The 17881-nt window shown below is 60.3% G+C and carries 16 protein-coding genes; 9 read left to right on the plus strand and 7 right to left on the minus strand.

Annotated elements, in window-relative coordinates:
- The first annotated feature begins 149 nt into the window (after positions 1 to 149).
- Complete coding sequence (locus tag PSH57_RS12760) at positions 150 to 857, plus strand: phosphoribosyltransferase (protein WP_305389866.1); 708 nt, start codon at positions 150 to 152, stop codon at positions 855 to 857.
- Positions 858 to 928: 71 nt separating this feature from the next.
- Here the strand turns inward: PSH57_RS12760 and ftsH are convergent, their stop codons facing one another.
- The 3 genes from ftsH to fnr all read right to left on the minus strand — a co-directional run bounded on the left by ftsH (position 929) and on the right by fnr (position 4490).
- On the minus strand, positions 929 to 2779 hold the full coding sequence (gene ftsH, locus PSH57_RS12765) for an ATP-dependent zinc metalloprotease FtsH (protein WP_305390372.1): 1851 nt from the start codon (positions 2777 to 2779) through the stop codon (positions 929 to 931).
- A gap of 68 nt (positions 2780 to 2847) precedes the next feature.
- Positions 2848 to 3501 (minus strand): BON domain-containing protein, encoded by a 654-nt coding sequence (locus PSH57_RS12770; protein WP_305389867.1) that lies wholly within the window; start codon positions 3499 to 3501, stop codon positions 2848 to 2850.
- A gap of 236 nt (positions 3502 to 3737) precedes the next feature.
- Positions 3738 to 4490, minus strand: a complete 753-nt coding sequence (gene fnr / locus PSH57_RS12775; RefSeq protein WP_305389868.1) for a fumarate/nitrate reduction transcriptional regulator Fnr — start codon at positions 4488 to 4490, stop codon at positions 3738 to 3740.
- 324 nt (positions 4491 to 4814) lie between these two features.
- Between fnr and PSH57_RS12780 the strand changes: the two genes are divergently transcribed.
- From PSH57_RS12780 to PSH57_RS12790, 3 genes are all read left to right on the plus strand, one after another.
- Complete coding sequence (locus tag PSH57_RS12780) at positions 4815 to 6617, plus strand: sensor histidine kinase (protein ID WP_305389870.1); 1803 nt, start codon at positions 4815 to 4817, stop codon at positions 6615 to 6617.
- Positions 6614 to 6976 (plus strand): response regulator, encoded by a 363-nt coding sequence (locus PSH57_RS12785; protein ID WP_305389871.1) that lies wholly within the window; start codon positions 6614 to 6616, stop codon positions 6974 to 6976. The genes PSH57_RS12780 and PSH57_RS12785 overlap by 4 nt, the downstream gene beginning before the upstream one ends.
- Before the next feature lie 237 nt (positions 6977 to 7213).
- Positions 7214 to 9265 (plus strand): 2Fe-2S iron-sulfur cluster-binding protein, encoded by a 2052-nt coding sequence (locus tag PSH57_RS12790; RefSeq protein WP_305389873.1) that lies wholly within the window; start codon positions 7214 to 7216, stop codon positions 9263 to 9265.
- Between the two features lie 200 nt (positions 9266 to 9465).
- On the opposite strand, the gene PSH57_RS12795 is transcribed toward PSH57_RS12790, so the two are convergent.
- Positions 9466 to 10371: an AraC family transcriptional regulator gene (locus PSH57_RS12795; RefSeq protein WP_305389875.1), complete on the minus strand. Its 906-nt coding sequence runs from the start codon at positions 10369 to 10371 to the stop codon at positions 9466 to 9468.
- Between the two features lie 110 nt (positions 10372 to 10481).
- On the opposite strand from PSH57_RS12795, the gene PSH57_RS12800 reads away from it, so the two are divergent.
- Positions 10482 to 10829 carry a carboxymuconolactone decarboxylase family protein gene (locus tag PSH57_RS12800; RefSeq protein WP_305389877.1) on the plus strand — a complete coding sequence of 116 codons (348 nt, stop codon included), beginning with the start codon at positions 10482 to 10484 and terminating at the stop codon, positions 10827 to 10829.
- A gap of 150 nt (positions 10830 to 10979) precedes the next feature.
- Complete coding sequence (locus tag PSH57_RS12805) at positions 10980 to 11423, plus strand: HIT family protein (protein ID WP_305389878.1); 444 nt, start codon at positions 10980 to 10982, stop codon at positions 11421 to 11423.
- A gap of 40 nt (positions 11424 to 11463) precedes the next feature.
- Here the strand turns inward: PSH57_RS12805 and PSH57_RS12810 are convergent, their stop codons facing one another.
- From PSH57_RS12810 to PSH57_RS12820, 3 genes are all read right to left on the minus strand, one after another.
- Positions 11464 to 12714: an MFS transporter gene (locus PSH57_RS12810; protein ID WP_305389880.1), complete on the minus strand. Its 1251-nt coding sequence runs from the start codon at positions 12712 to 12714 to the stop codon at positions 11464 to 11466.
- A 119-nt stretch (positions 12715 to 12833) separates the two neighbouring features.
- Positions 12834 to 14600, minus strand: coding sequence for a S8/S53 family peptidase (locus tag PSH57_RS12815; RefSeq protein WP_305389881.1), 1767 nt, complete (start codon positions 14598 to 14600; stop codon positions 12834 to 12836).
- 110 nt (positions 14601 to 14710) lie between these two features.
- Complete coding sequence (locus PSH57_RS12820) at positions 14711 to 15607, minus strand: AraC family transcriptional regulator (protein ID WP_305416630.1); 897 nt, start codon at positions 15605 to 15607, stop codon at positions 14711 to 14713.
- 138 nt (positions 15608 to 15745) lie between these two features.
- On the opposite strand from PSH57_RS12820, the gene PSH57_RS12825 reads away from it, so the two are divergent.
- From PSH57_RS12825 to PSH57_RS12835, 3 genes are read left to right on the plus strand one after another with little or no spacing between them, the layout of a single operon-like run.
- On the plus strand, positions 15746 to 16489 hold the full coding sequence (locus PSH57_RS12825; protein ID WP_305389883.1) for an SDR family NAD(P)-dependent oxidoreductase: 744 nt from the start codon (positions 15746 to 15748) through the stop codon (positions 16487 to 16489).
- 16 nt (positions 16490 to 16505) lie between these two features.
- Positions 16506 to 16907, plus strand: a complete 402-nt coding sequence (locus PSH57_RS12830; protein WP_305389884.1) for a VOC family protein — start codon at positions 16506 to 16508, stop codon at positions 16905 to 16907.
- Positions 16904 to 17881 (plus strand): saccharopine dehydrogenase family protein, encoded by a 978-nt coding sequence (locus PSH57_RS12835; RefSeq protein WP_305389885.1) that lies wholly within the window; start codon positions 16904 to 16906, stop codon positions 17879 to 17881. Before PSH57_RS12830 ends, PSH57_RS12835 begins: the two co-directional genes overlap by 4 nt.

The raw sequence follows: 17881 nt of genomic DNA on the forward strand, positions 1-17881 counted from the left end.
CGTGGCTAGCTCGCCCGAGTTTCTTTGGGTAGCTGGGGTCCTGAACTGCCCTGCAAGGAAATTGATATAAATCAACGCCTGGGCAGCTATATCGGAGGACGCTGGATTATCGTTGAACGATGGGCACAACAGCCTGGGGAGATTTTCCAATGAATCAGAGTCCTTCATTGCAAACGGTGTGGGAGGACAGGCGCGCAGCGGGGCATGGGCTGGTGGAAGATTTGCTCAAATACGCCCATCGACCCGACGTCATCGTCCTGGCCTTGCCGCGCGGCGGGGTTCCGGTGGCCTATGAAGTGGTCACCGCTCTGCAGGTACGCCTGGACCTTTTGCTGGTCCGCAAACTGGGTGTACCGTCCAACCCGGAATTCGCCATGGGCGCCATTGCCAGTGGCGGCATACAGATTCTCAATGATGAGGCACTTCGTGCTCACCCGATTGATCAGGCCGGTTTCGACGCCGTGGTTGCTCGGGAAACCCGGGAGCTGTTGCGTCGTGAGCAGGCTTACCGAGGCACGCGTGCGCCTGTACAACTCAAGGACCAGGTGGTCATCCTGATTGACGACGGCGTGGCGACAGGGGCCTCGATGATGGCGGCGATCCACGCGGTCCGCACGCAAGGACCTTCGCGCATCGTGGTCGCCGTACCGGTTGCGCCGCTTGAAACGCTGGAGGCGCTGCGCAGCGAAGTGGATGAGGTGATTTGTCCGTTGATTCCTGACTGGATGATGTCCATAGGCTATTGGTACAAGGAGTTTCCCCAGACATCGGATGAAATCGTCATCGATTTGCTGCAGCGAGCCTGGCACCGGGAATCGACCGCCGACTTTCAGGGGGAGGGCGGCCGGCAGCCATAGCGACGATGTGGGCTTCGCTGGCCAGTTGCGGGTCGATGCAGTCCAGATATCCTGGTCGTGGCCGTTCACGCTCAGCGCGTTAGAGGTCGCGCAGCCCGTATCAAGGGGCGCTTGAGCGGTAGGAGCGGGGCAAATTCTTCAGGGGTCAGGGTTTCCCTTTCCAGCAAGAGACGAGCGCCGGCGTCGAGATCGTCCCGATGGCTTTCAAGCAGGACCTTGGCTCGCTGATAGGCTTCATCGAGTAGGGCGCGTATGCCCAGATCCACTTCTCTGGCGGTTATTTGCGAATAATCCCGTTCTGCGACTTCCTGCATGCGTTCACCCAGGTAAGTGGCACTTTTACGTTCCAGCACCGCCTGACCAAGCTCAGCACTCATGCCGAACCGGGTGATCAGCTGGCGGGCTATATCGGTTGCACGGGCCAGGTCATCGGCGGCGCCGGTTGATATCTGGCCATAGGCAAGGAATTCGGCGGCGCGGCCGGCCATCAGCACGACAATGCGATCCTTGAGCATCTGGCAACTGATGAGGAAATGGTCTTCGGTCGGTCGCTGTAACGTGTAACCGAGCGAACCGATGGCGCGGGGCACAATCGAGACCTTGTGGACCGGGTCCATGGCCGGCAGGTTGCTGGCGGCCAGGGCATGACCAATTTCGTGATAGGCCACCACCTGGCGTTCATCAGGCAACAACAGGCTGCTCTTGCGTTCAATCCCGGCGACGATGCGTTCCACGGCTGCCGTGAAGTCATCGAGACTGACGGTTTCGGCGCCGCGACGAGTGGCAACGATGGCGGCTTCGTTGACCAGGTTGGCTATGTCAGCGCCAGTGAAACCGGTGGTGATGTCAGCGATGCGCTCGCTGTCAAGGTCCGGCCCCACGACGATTTTCTTAAGGTGAACGGTGAGGATCGCCTGCCGGCCTTTACGGTCGGGGCGATCGATCAGAATCTGCCGGTCTATCCGGCCGGCACGCAGCAATGCCGGGTCCAGTACCTCGGGCCGGTTGGTGGCGGCGAGCAACACAACACCCTCTCGAGGGTCGAACCCATCCAGTTCCGCCAGTAATTGGTTAAGGGTCTGTTCTTTCTCGTCATTGCCACCCCAGGCGCCGACACCGCGCATCTTGCCCAGCGCATCGAGTTCATCGATAAAAATGATGCAGGGGGCCGCCTGCCGGGCCTGCTCGAACAAATCGTGTACGCGAGCGGCACCGACACCGACGAACATCTCGACGAACTCGGAGCCCGATATCGAGAAGAAGGGCACCCCGGCTTCTCCGGCGATGGCTTTGGCCACCAGGGTCTTGCCGGTGCCCGGCGGGCCGACCAGCAGCGTACCTTTGGGGATATGCGCCCCCAGCCGTGCGTATTTGGCCTTGTCCTTGAGAAAGGACACAATTTCCACCAGTTCGACCCTGGCCTCGTCGATTCCTGCCACATCGGCAAAGGTCACTCCGGTATCCCGCTCGACGAATACCTTGGCGCGGGACTTGCCGATGTTCATCAGCCCGCCCATGCCTTGTTTTTCCGCCAACCCCCGGAACATGAAATGCCAGATCAGCATGATCAAGCCGAAGGGCAGCAACCAGCCCAGCAAACCACCCAGGAAGGTGTTTTCGTTGACCCCGGTAAAGCCGACACCCGAGTGGGCGAGATCCGTCGCTAGCGCAGGATCGACCCGTATGGTCGAGAACAGGTTATGACCGGCGATGGGCTCCTGCAGTTTGCCGCTGATCCGGTCGTTTTCCACCCGTAGGTCGCTGACCTTTTGCTCGTTGACCAGCTGCAGGAACTGGCTGTAGGGGATGACCTGCACCGTTGGCCGTTCGGAAAACAGAAACTGCGCAACGCTGAACACAACCAGTGCGACCAGGAAATATGACAGGTTCCATTGGTGATTTTTTTCATGGCCTCGGCTCAATGACGACAACGGCTGGACACACAACGCAAGGATCGCCGCAGAGAAGGTTCGCCCTGCGGGTCTGCGACTCAGACAAGCAACAGGTGATTGTCCACCTCTCTGACTCCCGGCACCGACCACGCCGCCCGTTCCGCGATTTTACGCTGGCGCCATAGATGGACCTTGCCTTCGAGCCTCACCACATCCCCATCGACCTTGACGTGAATCCCCTTGGCATCCACTTCGGCATTGCGTTTAAGGGCCTCCTCGATACGACGCTGGATCTGGATATTGCCCGCGTCCACTCGAGGGCGCAGGGTAAGCCGGTTGCTCACGCCCACCACGCCGGACAACTTGAATACGGCCCGCTCCACGCTTTCTTTCTGGTATTGCCAGTCCACTTCGCCTTCCAGGCTGACCCAGCCGTTTTGCACGATGACTTTTATGTCGCCTTCAGGAACGTCGCAGCTCCAATTGATGATCTTCAAGGCGCGATTGGCAATGGTGTCGTCTGCGGTGCCGGCGTTTTTATTCAGTCGGACCTGGATTTGCTCAGCCACGGCGCGCACGCCTTCGATGTTTTTGACGGCGCGTTCAGCGCTGATTTTTTCTGCATAGCTGCTGACGTGGCCGGAGAGGGTGACAACGCCGTTGTCGACGGCCACGCCAATATGGGCTGCATTGATGTCGGGTTGGAACTCCAGTTCTTCCAGAATGGTCTTGCGCAGGGTCAAGTCGCTCATCGAGGCGTCCTCCAGATGATGCAAAGCGGGCGAGCTGTCAGGGCCCGGTCTGCTTTTTCTACGCCTGGGTGATGGCGAGACATTGAGCTAAATCAACAAGGGGGTAAGTGAGCCGTCGCGCGGCCTGGCAACTGCCTGTGAGCTGACAAAAGTCAGAAAGGCAGCCCCGCCTTCCAGTTGGATGGTCGATCAGGCAACGGGCAGATAATCAGGGACGCAAGCGCGTCGAGAGGGTTTTACAGCGCTGAGTGACGATGACAACCAGCGACTTTTTGCCTGAGGCCGGGCAGGTCCAGGATGGTGACGTTGCGTCCATGCATTTCTACCAGTTCCTCTTCTCGCAGGTGCGCGATACCCCGGCAGATCGTTTCCAGCCGCAGGCCCAGATAAGAGCCGATAGCCTCACGGCTCATGCGCAAGACGAATTCCCTGGAGGAGTAACCGCGCATATTCAGGCGTTGAGACAGGTTCAGCAGAAACGCCGCAAGTCGCTCATCGGCATTCATGTTGCCAATCATCAGTAGCATGCTGTGGTCGCGCACGATCTCTCGGCTCATGAGCTTGTTGAGGTTGTGCTGTAACGATGGCAAATCGTGGGCAAGTTTTTCCAGGCTGTTGAAAGGAAGCGGGCACACTTCGCTGTCTTCCAGCGCTATTGCATTGCAGGCGTAATGATCGGTGCTGATGGCGTCCAGACCGAGCATTTCGCCTTGCATCTGGAACCCGGTGATTTGTTCGCGACCGTCGATCGACAATACGCTGGTCTTGAAGAAGCCCAGCCGCACGGCATACAACGAGCGCAGCGGATCGCCGGTGCGGTACAGCGCCGCACCTTTTTTGATCTTCACCCGCTGAGAAATCAAGGTGTCCAGACGCTCGACTTCGCCCCCCGTCAGCCCGATAGGCAGGCACAGCTCAAGCACGCTGCAGTTGGAGCAGGCGGCCTTGAGGGAGTGCACGTGTAGCAATCGCGGTTCAAGTTCAGCCATTCGAAGAAACTCCTTTAATGGAGCCAGCATAGAGGATCAATCCCGCTACGCCTGATGTTTGTCGCCCATAGCGGTACCGCCTGTCTTGTTTTCAACATGTCGCGCGCCTGCGCAGCGGTGTTTTCTGGCGATAACGTTGGCACGCTGAACTTTCATGAACTCGTGCGTTGCACAGGGATCTAGATTTGCAACCTGAAGGCTCTATGAAAAATATCCGAACCCGCATTCGAAGGATTTATCCGAGCTGCAAGTCCCGACTCTGGATACTGAAACCGGGGCGAAGGAGAGCGAAGGCGTTTCAGCCAAGCGGATTGAGGATTATCAATGTCGAACATCAATGAGCTGGCCACGCCAACACCCACGCCTAGCGAATACGAAAGCTTCATCACCATGGGTGCCAGCGCGCTCGATGCCATCCCTGGCGCGCTCTACCTTTGCGACCACGAGGGTTGGATTGTCAGGCACAACAGTGAGGCGGCCGAGCTGTGGGGGAGAGCGCCGGACCTTGGAAAAAACGGTGACCGTTTCTGCGGCTCCTATCGGCTTTTCCTCCCAGACGGTACACCGTTGGCCTTTGAAGATTGCCCTATGGCTTCGGCGCTTGATACCGGCGTAGCGGTACGTAACCGCAAAGTGCTGATTGAGCGTGCGGACGGGAGCCGTATCGTGGCCCTGGTGAACATCCAGGCCCTTAGAGATCGGCACGGTGCCATTCAAGGGGCGATCAATTGCTTTCAGGACGTCTCGGCGCACCACGCCATGGCCGAAGAGCTGCGACGCAAGAGTGCCGACTTCGAGGACTTTTTCGATAATGGCGCAGTGGGTCTGCACATTGTCAGTGGAGAGGGCATTATCCTGCGCGCCAACAAGGCTGAACTGTCCCTGTTGGGTTATTCGGCTGAAGAATATATCGGTCGCCCTATCACTGAGTTTCATGTGGATGAGTCGGTCATTGGCGACATCCTCAATAAACTGGGCAGCGGCAAGAGTCTTGACAGTTATCCGGCGCGGTTAAGAGCCAAAGACGGCACGATCAAACATGTCGCGATTACTTCCAATGGCAGGATTGAGGACGGCAAGCTTTTCCACACGCGCTGTTTCACCATCGACGTCACCGTCGCCCAGCGAATGGAAAGCCAGATTCGTGAAAGCGAACGGCATATGCGCAATCTTCTCGAGGCTCTGCCCGCTGCGGTGTATACGACCGATGCACAAGGGCGCATCACCTTTTTCAATCGGGCGGCCGTGGAGTTGTCCGGCCGAACGCCTCAGTTGGGTGACCTGTGGTGTGTGACCTGGAAACTATTCAACACCGACGGAAGCGCGCTTGCCCACGACCAATGCCCGATGGCGGTGGCCTTGAAGGAAAACCGCCCGATACGTGGTGTCGAGGCCATTGCCGAGCGGCCCGATGGCACTCGTGTGCCGTTTGCGCCTTATCCCACACCGCTGCATGACGCCGATGGCAACCTGGTGGGCGCCATCAACATGCTGGTGGATATCACCGAGCGAAAGCAGGCGGAAAACCGCCAGAAGACCCTGATCGACGAACTCAATCATCGGGTCAAGAATACCCTGGCCACTGTGCAGTCCCTGGCGGCACAAACGGCGCGCAATGCCGAGGATGCGAACGACGGTTACAAACGTTTCGAAGCCAGGCTGCTTGCGTTGTCCCGGGCCCACGATCTGTTGACCCGGCGCCATTGGGGGCAGACGCCAATGGGGTCCCTTGCCCATGAAGTGCTGATGCCGATATTCGGTCAGGAACCCGGTCGAATCGTGGTTGAGGGCGACCCTGTCGATGTCAGTACCCGAGTCGCCCTCAACCTCACGATGACCCTCAATGAGCTGGCGATCAATGCACTTAAATACGGAGCGATGTCTGTGGAGACGGGCACGGTGTCCGTGACGTGGGCGGTGCAACCACAATCCAATGGCGTGCTGCTGACCCTGGACTGGCGCGAGCAGGGCGGGCCGCAGGTATCCCAGCCAAGCCGGCAGGGGCTGGGTTCGCGTTTGATGAAACGCTGCATCGAGCGCGACTTGGGCGGGGCATTTGACCTCACCTTTGACCCGAAGGGGGTTTGCTGCCGACTCTCGTTTCAGATCGGGGCGCCCAGCCCATGAGTTCGTTCCCTGGAGTCAGAGTGCTGGTGGTCGAGGACGAAGGCGCGATTGCCATGCTGGTCGAAGAAATGCTGGAGGAACTCGGCTGCGTGGTGGTGGCGTCAATGGCTCGGCTTGCTACGGCGTGTGAAGTGGCGAACCTGGTGGCGATCGACCTGGCCATTCTGGATGTCAACCTGGCCGGCGAGCGGGTTTTTCCGGTTGCCGAAATTCTTCAGGCCCGGCAAATTCCGTTTTTATTCAGCACCGGATACGGCGCCAGCGGGTTGCCGAACGAGTTCGCCCATCGTCCTGTGTTGCGCAAGCCCTTCTCCCAAAACGATTTGCAACTGAAGATCGCTCTTGCACTGGGGCGCTGACCTTCAGCGGTGAACGGACCGACTGTCCGGTTCTGGTGATTCTCCCGCAGGCGTCCCTGTGCGGGTTCATTCCAGTTTATGAAACGATGGATTGCAGTTCGTGCGTATTCCTCCCCAATCCCTTTGGGAAGAAGATAACCCCACCTGCAATGCACCCTCGGCAAGAGGCGTAGCGCAGTCCCCCTGACCGTAGCGTCTCAACGCAGTCTGCAAGGCTGCGGGCGCGAGGAGTAGCTGATGGACGAAGCCTCGAAACTACAATCGTCACCCTGGCATGAAGGCGAATTGACCTTGCAACGCTCGGTCGGTGCGGTCGACATGATGACCAGCGTTGGCCAGCGCCAATTGGCGCGCAACTGGATGCCGGACCAGCACCGGGAGTTCTACGCGCAGTTGCCTTTCGTGGTATTGGGCGCCGTGGATCGGCAAGGTGACGTGTGGGCGACCCTGCGCACCGGCAAACCCGGCTTCATGCGCTCACCTGATCCGCAAACCCTGCAGATCAATCTCAAGCCGCAACCCAGTGATCCGGCCCAGGAGGGCATGGGCGAGGGGGCTGCCATCGGCATGCTGGGTATCGAATTGCACACCCGTCGGCGCAACCGCATGAACGGCAACATTCGCCGCCTGCTCGATCACGGGCTGGAAATTTCCGTCAGCCAGGCCTATGGCAATTGCCCTCGCTATATCAACCTGCGCCAATATTCCTTTGTCCGCGAGCAGGCTGGTGACGCCCGACACTTGGTGGCAACGGACCCATTGGCCCGGCGCCTGATCACGGCGGCTGATTCGTTTTATATCGCCACCTATGTGGAGCGCGACGGCGAGCGGCAGGTCGATGCATCTCATCGCGGCGGCAAGCCGGGTTTTGTGCGCATGGATGAGGACGGGACGCTGACCATTCCGGACTTTTCCGGAAACCTGTTCTTCAACACCCTGGGCAACATCCTGCTCAATCCCCGTGCGGGCCTGACCTTCATCGATTTCAAGACCGGCGATCTTCTGCAAATGACCGGTTCAGCCCAAGTGTTGCTGGACGACCCCGAAATAGCAGCGTTCCAGGGCGCCGAGCGGCTGCTGCGCTTCAAGCCGCAGCGCGTTGTTTACCGCACGGCAGCGATCCCATTGCGCTGGAAGGACCAGAGCGCGGGCGACTCACCCAATTCATTGATGACCGGGAGCTGGGAGCAGGCCGCTGAGCGCTTGCAGGCCGAAGCCCTGCGGACCCATTGGCGCCCCTTGCGCGTGGTTCGTGTGGTGGATGAGAGCCACAACATTCGCTCTTTCTATCTGCAAGCGGCCGACGGAGCGGGCGTGCCCCGGTTTGACGCTGGCCAGCACTTGCCTGTGCGAATTTTGCTGGAGGGGCAGAAAGCCCCCTCGATTCGTACCTACAGCGTGTCCAGCGCGCCGTCGGATGATTTCCTGCGCATCAGCGTTAAGCGCGATGGCTTGGTCTCCGCGCATCTGCACGACCAGATTCAAGTGGCGCACGAGCTTGAGGCGCGAGCGCCTCAAGGGCATTTCACGGTTCAGGCCACTGAGCGGCGGCCCTTGGTGCTGCTGGCGGCGGGCGTGGGTGTGACGCCGCTGTTGTCGATGTTGCGCGAGGTGGTTTATCAGGGCCTGCGCATGAGCCGGATGCGTCCGGTCTGGATGGTGCAAAGCGCGCGTACGGTTGCCGACCTGGCCTTTCGCGAGGAAATCGATGAGCTGGTCAAGCGCGCCGCAGGCAAGGTAAAGGTCCTGCGTCTGGTCAGCCAACCGCCCAGCGAAGGGGCCGGGCAAGGTTATGACGCGACGGGCAGGATCGATGTCGAGCTGCTCAAGCAACTGCTGGCGCTCGATGACTACGACTACTACCTGTGCGGGCCCGGCAGCTTTACCCAGTCGCTGTATGACGGGTTGCGCACATTGCGCATTCCAGACGATCGCATTCATGCCGAAACCTTCGGCCCATCCACACTGGTACGCGACGCCGAAGTCAGCGTGCCAGCGGCCCCGCAAGTGCCTGCATCGAGCGAGTCGGTGAAAATCCTGTTCGCCAGCTCCGGCAAGGAGGCCCGCTGGGAACCGGGCAGCGGGACCCTGCTGGAGCTTGCCGAAGCCCGGGGCCTGAGCCCTGAGTTCAGCTGCCGCGGCGGTTCGTGCGGCACCTGTAAAACCCGGTTGAGCCAGGGGCAGGTGCATTATCTGAACAGTCCGGCCGAGCCGGTCGGCGAAGATGAGGTACTGATCTGTTGCGCAGTGCCGGCACAGGGGAGCGAGACCGTGGTTCTGGACGTTTGAGCAGGTGCTACTCCCTCGCCAAAAGAGCAGTTCGGAGATACATCATCTGAGCAGGTGAAACACCCTTTTGTGGCGAGGGGATTTATCCCCGTTGGGCTGCGCAGCGGCCCCAAACCAGCAACTCGGTGTGCCAGGAAGATTGAGTTGGTTGCTTTAGGGCTGTTACGCAGCCCAGCGGGGATAAATTCCCTTGCCACAGGCTAGATCGTACGTCGCACTTTTCCTGGTGCTTGCCCATAAATCTCCTTGAACTTCTTGCTGAACGCCGCCTGGGATTGGTAACCGACCTGCACGGCAATATCGCTCAAACCCAAGTGCGAATGGCTCAGCAGACTGAACGCTAACTCCATGCGTATTTGCGTCAACAACACCCAAGGCGATACGCCGGCCACGCGAACGAACGTGCGCATGAAGCTCGCGCGGGACATGTTCGCGAGGTCCGCCAGGCCTTGAATCGTCCACTCGTAGGCCGGATCTGCCAGCATCGCCTGCCACGCTCGCCCCAGACGTTTATCGCCCAACAGGGCCAGCGAGCCGCTGTCCTGGCCATGATTTGCCAGATGCGCACGCAGAATAAGCGTGAACAATGCCTGGGAAAGCGCATCGAGCAGAAAACGAGCGCCGACCTTGTCCTCATCGGCTTCCGCACGAATGACGTCCACCAGCGCGGGTAGCGGACCGTTGGCCGGTAACGCGCCGCTGGGGATGACCAGGTATTCGGGCAGGGAGGCAAACAGCAGTGAGGCCCGATTGAAGTGAAAGTCGCCACACAGCATGTCCAGTTCGGCACTGGCGTTGCCAATACGATGGACCGGCAGCGCGCCACCTGTGACGAGTTTCGGTGAGGTTGGCGCCACTGTTTTCCCAGGGCTGTGCATCAGGTGCCGCGCCCCACGAGGTAGAAGCAGGATGTCACCTGCGCGCATGGGTAAACGTTGCCCGTCGGGAAACTCCACCCGGCACTCTCCCGCCAACACAATGTGATAGGGCGCTCTGCCCAGGGCTTGCTGTTCATGATCCAGAGCCCAGTCACCCTGGAACTGACAGCGTAGATCCAGACTGCCGCGCACATTGGCCAGGCTGATGAGCCTATCGATCGCATTCATTTGAGAGCATCGCCAAAAAAACTGAGCGGATTGAACAAAATCGACCCGCGCCAGAGTGAAAAACTGAGGGCGTCGAAACAGTACACCCAACCCACTCAGGAGTTAATGCCATGTTCAACAACTGGTCTGAATTGTTGCCCACCATTCAAAAAGCCTTTGGCGCGCTGGGCAAGAGCAACCCTAAAATGGTCAAGGCCTACATGGCCCTTGGGGAGGCCGCCAGCGAAAACGACGTACTCGATGCCAAGACTCGCGAACTGATTTCAATCGCAATCGCAGTCACCACCCGCTGCGATGGCTGTATCGCCGCGCACACCGACGCGGCGATCAAGGCGGGTGCCAGCCGCGAAGAGGTGGCCGCCGCCCTGGCAACCGCGATCTCGCTGAATGCAGGTGCCGCGTACATTTACTCGCTGCGTTCGCTTGAAGCCTATGACACGTTGAAAAACCGGGCGTGACGCCACGTAACTTCAGACCCCGGCACTGCAAAGTACCGGGGCTTTTGTCCGTTTTATGGAAAACAGCCAGTTGATTGTGCTAAACCTTCTGATCGGTTGATGCCGGCTTGCTGGCAGTCAACTGTTCTAATAACCGCTTAAGGAATGATCATGAGCCTGCACGGTGATTACGATCCGCAGAACATCTTCGCGCTAATCCTTCGTGGCGACGCGCCGTGCTACAAGATTTACGAAGACGCCGATGTACTGGCCTTTCTGGATATTTTTCCTCAATCGCGCGGCCACGTCCTGGTGATTCCCAAAGCGTGCCAGGCCCGGAATATTCTTGATGTCGAGCCTGCGGTCCTTGGCGCGATGATGTCTGCCGTGCAGCGGCTCACGCGGGTCGTCGTGGACGAGTTGAAGCCCGATGGTGTGCAAATCGCGCAGTTCAACGGGGCTCCGGCCGGGCAAACGGTCTACCACATTCATGTACACATCGTCCCTCGCTGGGAGGGCGAGGAGGCGGGCATACATGGGCGGGGCAAGGCCGATCCCGAGGAACTCAAATTGCTGCAGGCACGTCTGGTCGAGCGCATCCGTGCAGGGGACTAGTGCTGGCCCGATCCTGACGTAGGTAGAGAGTCAGTACGAGTCAGTACACGGTTTTCTTGAAAGGGCGGGTGACCACGCCCTTGTAGAACGCCAGGATCGCGAGCCCTTGCACCACGACGGCGGCAACCACGATAGCGGCGATGGCCTGGCTCGGTTCGGCAAAGACGGAGCGGACCAGGCCGAAGAACGCCGGGGCGAAGGCGTAGGTGGCTTGACTGATTGCGACCATCAGCGCAATCACCCTGGCGGTTTGTTCACGGCTGAACTCAGCCTGGGCAATCAACGGCGGCAATGAAGTGGCGTTGCCGATCCCCGAACCGATCAACACCACCGCCACCCAGGCGACCGCCGGGTGGATATCCAGGCCCAGGAGCATCAGTGTTCCAAGCATCTGAATCCCATAACCCAGGCAGGCCAGTTGACGGCGGTTGACGCCTTGGGTCATCAAGCGTGCGGCTACGTAACGTCCGCCCATGGCGCTGGCGGTGGCCAGGCCCATGGCGTATGAGGCGTCATGGGCGCCCATGCGTCCCGCCAGAATCGAATACAGGTGCGCGATCAAGCCTATCTGGGCGAACAGCCCCAGGGACATGCCCGCTGCCAGGGAACGGAAATTTGCCGACTTGAGGGTTTGCGCCGCAGTCCAGGGGGCGGCGCTCGTGCCAGTGGCTACCGGTTCTGGTTGGTCGGCATTGTCGGGATGCTGACCGAGGCTTTGAGGGCTTTTATTGAAAACCAGAAAGGCGAAGCTACCCAGCAGCAGCACGGCTGCGAGGCTGATCACCAGTGCCGCCGTGGCAAAGCCAAAACGCTCGATCAGCAACACCCACAGCGGCGAGAAAATTACCCCACCCATGCTGGCGCCGTTGTAAGCCTTGCCCAAGGCCTTGGGCCGCTCCTTGATATACCAAGGGGCGATCAGGGTGTTAACGGCTGCGGCGCCTAATGTCACCCAACCGATGCCCGAGCAGATGGCCCCGGCATACAGCACCCATAACTGGCTCGCCTGCGCCCAGAGATTCACCCCGACCCCCAGCACCACGCAGCCCAGCAAGGTAATGGCCGGCACACCAACGCGCGCGTAGAGCCTTGGCAGGTTGGCGATGACCAGCGTACCGCTGAGAAAGTGCAGCGTGACGGCCGCCGACACCTGGGCAACCGGCCAGCCGGTGCGATCCATAACGGCTTGCATATAGATCGGCGGTCCATAGAAACCGACTCCCCAACCGATCATTGCCAGGATGAATGTGCAGGTCAGTACGGTCTTTCCAAAAAAACGGGTGGGCTTCATCGCCATCTCCTCCATGTGGGCTCACAGGTTATGCACCTGCTGCATCGCTCACTTCGAGGAGGGTCAAACTATGGATGTTGTTGCGCCTGATGCTGATTATCTGGTGCCCGGTGCCCGATTCAGCGCACGCGCGTGCGGCTCTGCTCCGCCAGGTCCAGCGCTTTTTGCATGTCCAGGCGCGCCGATCGACCGACGTCCTTGTCGTTTAGCTGATAGCGGCGCTCCGACGGCAGGATGGGCGCGGTGAGGTCCTCGCCATCCATCCGTTCGAAGTCGTGGTTTTCACCGATGGTCATGGCGCTGCGCCGTAGCAGCATGTGTAACTGCTCGGGCTGAAGTTGTGGGTTGATGGACAGCATCGCCGCCAGCAGGCCCGCGACCATGGGTGTGGCATAGGACGTGCCGCAATGCACTGCGCCGTTTTCGCCGGCGCGGGCGGTTGAGGCGTGGGCGCAAGCGGCGGCGGTGATATCCACGCGCATGTCGATGTTCGAGGAGCTGCGCTTGACCGCATAGCCCGGGTCATCGACGGCAAACCCGGCGCGCTCGCTGCGCTGGTGCCCGCCGACCACCAGCAGTTGTTCGGTGATGAACGAAGAGGGCAGGCGGTATTCATCGCTGCCCGAGAACGAAGACCCATTGCCAGCGGAGTTCACCACCACCACGTCGGGATGCTCCTTGCGCAGCCACAGGAAAAACTCCTCCAGCAGTTCCTCGTAACCGCTCATGGCGATGCCTGAGCGCAACAGCGAGTCCACTTCATCACCTTTGACGTTTTTCGCGCCAACGCGGTGAATGCCCCAACTCCAGTTGAGCACCCGCACGCCGTCCTCCACGAGGTTGACCGAGGCGGCGATGTTGGCAGTGATCCCGGCATCGGAGTTGCGCTCGACAATGACCTCAAAGCCTGCGCTGGCTTTGTCCAGACCCCGGAGAAAACCGGTGTTTCCACTCTCATCCCAGCGCGCGGCGAGAATGCCCGCGACGGTGGTGCCGTGGTTGTCCGGCGTGTTCGCATCGCGCGCATAGACGCAGGTGCGCGGCATCGAGCAGCCGCCGAGGTAGTCGGCGAAATCGGCGGTGTCGAAATCCACGTTACGTTCGATCAGGCCGATGCGCACCGGTTGTGGCCGGGCGGGCGGTTGCCGCGCGGGAATGCGTCGCTGGTAGTAATTCACTGCGTCGAGAAAGCGGTTGGCGGCCCATTCATCGGAGTCCAGGGCTGGCTTCTTCGGTTCTTCAGGACGGGTGCTGGCTTGCTCGGCTTCTTCTGCCGCCGACTCCTCGATCACCACGGCATCGACGCTGGTTTCGCTGCCCATCCGTAGCACCAGCGCGTCGCGCTGCACCAGGTCCTTGGCGGGTAGCCGAAGCTGATACAGGTTCAGGGGGGCAATACTGCCGACGACCTTGGCGCCGTATTTTTGGGCAAGACGCTCAGCTTCCTGGCGCCCATCGTGATTCTCCTCGATCAACAGGCTGACCAGATCGACGTAGGTGCTCAAGCCGTCCATGTTCTTCGCCACCTCGTCCGGCCCGGCGGCCAGTACGTGGCTGTTGCGCAGGCTCAGCCAGGCTGCATTGCTGAGGCGCGGGCCGTCCTCCAGCCAGAGAGGGCCGCTTTGATAGGCGGCGCTGTCGAGACGCAACCGCAGGGTTTCGCCTTTGCGCTGGACTGCCCGCGCGGGTAGCGCTTTTGCACCCAGTTTCAGTTGTGGCGTTTGATTGCCCAGCCCGCGCACGGTCAGGCACCAGTCCTGGCGCTGGCTTTGCAGCAGGTCACCGCAGCGGTCCAGGCGTTCCAGGCGCAGCGGTTCTTGCGCGGCGGACGCCGTGTGGGCGGCCAACGTGAGCAACGTAGCGAGGACAGCGGATCGTAAGGGCATGAGTCAGGTTTTTTGCCAAGGGGTCTGGTGTTCCGACTGCCCCGTAGGTTGATTCGTTCAGCGGCTGCAGGAACGACGACTGACTCAGCGCGCCTGGACAAAAACCAGTTTCACCTGACCTGCTCGCCGAGGATTTCGCCCGAAATCCTTGCCGCATCGCGTGCCGGGGGCAGCCCGAAGACCCGTGCGTAATCGCGACTGAACTGTGTAGCGCTTTCGTAACCGACCTCAAATGCCGCGCTAGTCACGCTTTTGGCATGGGCGACCAGGAGTGTCCGAGCCTGCAGCAAGCGCACTCTTTTTTGGTACTGCAGAGGGCTCAGTGCGGTCACGGCCTTGAAGTGACGGTGAAAGGCCGAAACGCTCATCGCTGCCCGTTGTGCCAGCGCTTCCACGCGAATGGACTCGGCAAACTCCCGGCGAATGTACTGGATCGCGAGGCTGACCCGAGCCATGGCACTATCGGGTGCTGCGATATCGCGCAGCATCCAGCCGTGGGGGCCTTGTAACACCCGGTAGAGGATCTCGCGTTCGTAAACGGGGGCGAGGGCTGCAATGTCTTCAGGCCGGTCCATCAATCGCAGCATGCGTACCCAGGCATCCATCAACTCGGGCGTGACTGCGGCGACCGAAAAGCCTGCGTCCTTTTCGTACTGGCCGACAGGTTTGGGCAGGTCGGCGAGCAAGGTCGCCAGGACCGTTGGGTCGAGTGTCAGACTGACTGCCAGATACGGCTCGCCGGATGCAGCTGGGTGGACTTGGCCGACTGCTGGCAATTCGATGGACATGACGAAATAGGTCGCGGGGTCATAGTCCAGCGTACGGTCGCCGATGGTCATTGACTTACTGCCTTGCAGAATCAGGTTGATCATCGGTTCGTAAACGGCGGCCAGCAAATGCGCCGGGATTTCACCCTGGACCATGGCCAGGCGTGGTATGCCCGTTTCGGTGCGGCGGTTTTCGGCCCGAGAGGCCAGGGCGCGCAGTTCATTGAGTGGGTTTGTCATGGGGATCATCTGAACCCAGGCTGATGCATTCACGCAAGCAAAAAGCAGAAACAGGCAGGATTCGAGCAGGAACGGCTGCGCTCGCTGCGAAGGCGATGGTTACTGTGGTGACTCAACTCAGTGACAGTGGAGCAGCGAATGAGCGTGATCGTGATCACCGGTGGCAGCCGCGGCATCGGCGCCAGTACCGCCGAACAGTGCGCCCGGCGCGGGATGGGAGTGATCCTGACCTACAAGAGCGAGGCTGAATCAGCCGATGCGGTGGTGCAGCGTATTCAGGCCTCGGGCGGCAAGGCTGTAGCGCTTGAACTGGACGTCGCCGACGTGAGCCGTTTCGACAGTTTTCGCCAAGCCGTGGTGCTTGCCTTGCAGGCGACCTGGGGCGTGAAAACCCTCGCCGGCCTGGTCAACAACGCCGGGTATGGCTTGTTCAATCCTCTGGAGTCGGTCACCGAGGCGCAGTTTGACGGCTTGCTGAACGTTCACCTTAAAGGCCCGTTTTTCCTGACGCAAACCTTGCTGCCGCTGATGGAGGAGGGGGCCTGCATCGTTAACCTGACCAGCGCCACGACCCGTGTCGCCACTGCGGGAGTCGCGCCTTATGCGGCCTTCAAGGGGGGGCTAGACGTTCTGACCCGGTACATGGCCAAAGAATTCGGCCCTCGGCGTATCCGTGCCAACGCTGTTTCGCCGGGAGCGATTCGCACGGAACTGGGTGGCGGTCTGAATGACGAATTCGAGGCGTTACTCGCCTCACAAACTGCCCTGGGCCGGGTGGGTGAGCCGGAGGATGTCGCTCGGGTTATCGCCATGCTGCTGTCCGAAGAAGGACGCTGGATCAATGCCCAGACGATCGAAGTCGCGGGCGGCTACAACATCTGAATAGCGAGGCTAACGCATGCTTGATCATATTTTTATCTCAGTCAGCGACATTGAGCGTTCCATCCGTTTCTACACCGCAACACTGACTCCGTTGGGCGTTACCGCGCGACTTGATTATGACGGCAAGGATGGCCCGCCAGGCCACCCGGATCTCAAGGGCTTCGGCGCCAATGGGCGGATGTTTTTCTGGTTGCGCGAGGGCGTCGTCGAGGGGCGGGCCGTACATGTCGGTTTCGTGGCGAGCAGCAAGGCCGAGGTCAACGCGGCGTATGCGGCGGCCATGGATAGTGGCGCTCGTGACAACGGCGCACCCGGCGCACGTCTGCATTACGACCCCGATTACTACGCAGCCAATGTCCTTGACCCGGACGGCTACAGCCTCGAATTCGTCTACAAGAACTGGCAGCACAATCAATGAAAAAATTAATGATCTACGGCGCGACGGGCTACACCGGTCGCATGGCTGCCGAGCATGCCAAAGCGTTGGGGCTGGATGTTGTCATCGCCGGACGCAATGACGAAAGGTTGCAGTCTCTGGCTGCGCAACTGAACGTCGCCTACCGAGTGTTCAGCCCGGATACCCACGCAGCAAAATCCCTGGAAGGCATCAGCGTGCTGCTCAATTTCGCAGGGCCTTTTGCACAGACAGCGCACGCCCTGATGCAGGCCTGCATCAACGCAGGGGTCGATTATCTGGACATCACCGCCGAGATCAACGTCTATCGGCAGGCGGAACAGCTTGGTACCCAGGCCGCCGAGGCGGGCGTGATGTTGCTGCCTGGCGTCGGCTGGGACGTGGTGCCGACAGACTGTCTGGCCATGCATGTCGCTCGCCGTGTACAGGATCCGCAGTCGCTGAAGGTGGCGCTGCAGGTCGCAGGTTCCATGTCACGGGGATCGGCTTTGAGCGTCAGCGAGATCATCGGCGCGGGGCTCTTGGCGCGGGTGGACGGATCGCTGGTTGCAACCCCCGACGCGCAGCCTCGGCACTTCGATTTTGGCGATGGCCCGGCACTGTGCGCGCCGCTGTCCTTCGGTGATCTGATCACCGGTTGGCATTCCACCGCTATCCCCAATATCGCCATGTTCGTGAATATCACCGGTGATGCTTTTCCCGAAGGCGACCTGTCACAACTTCCCGACGGCCCAAGCGTTGCGCAACGCGAGGCCAACCGCGCCCGCGCCGTGGCTGAAGTGACCGGGGCTGACGGCACGGTGGCGCGTTCAATGATCGAAACGGTCAACGGCTACACCTACACCCCCCTGGCGGCTGTGGAGGCGGCGCGCCGAGTCCTGGACGGTGAGCGACGGGCAGGCTTCGAAACCCCGGCGCGAATGTTCGGCGTCGGTTTCGCCGAGACGATTGCAGGGACGACAATCACTGATTTATAG

Source organism: Pseudomonas hefeiensis, from assembly GCF_030687835.1.
Lineage (GTDB): Bacteria > Pseudomonadota > Gammaproteobacteria > Pseudomonadales > Pseudomonadaceae > Aquipseudomonas > Aquipseudomonas hefeiensis.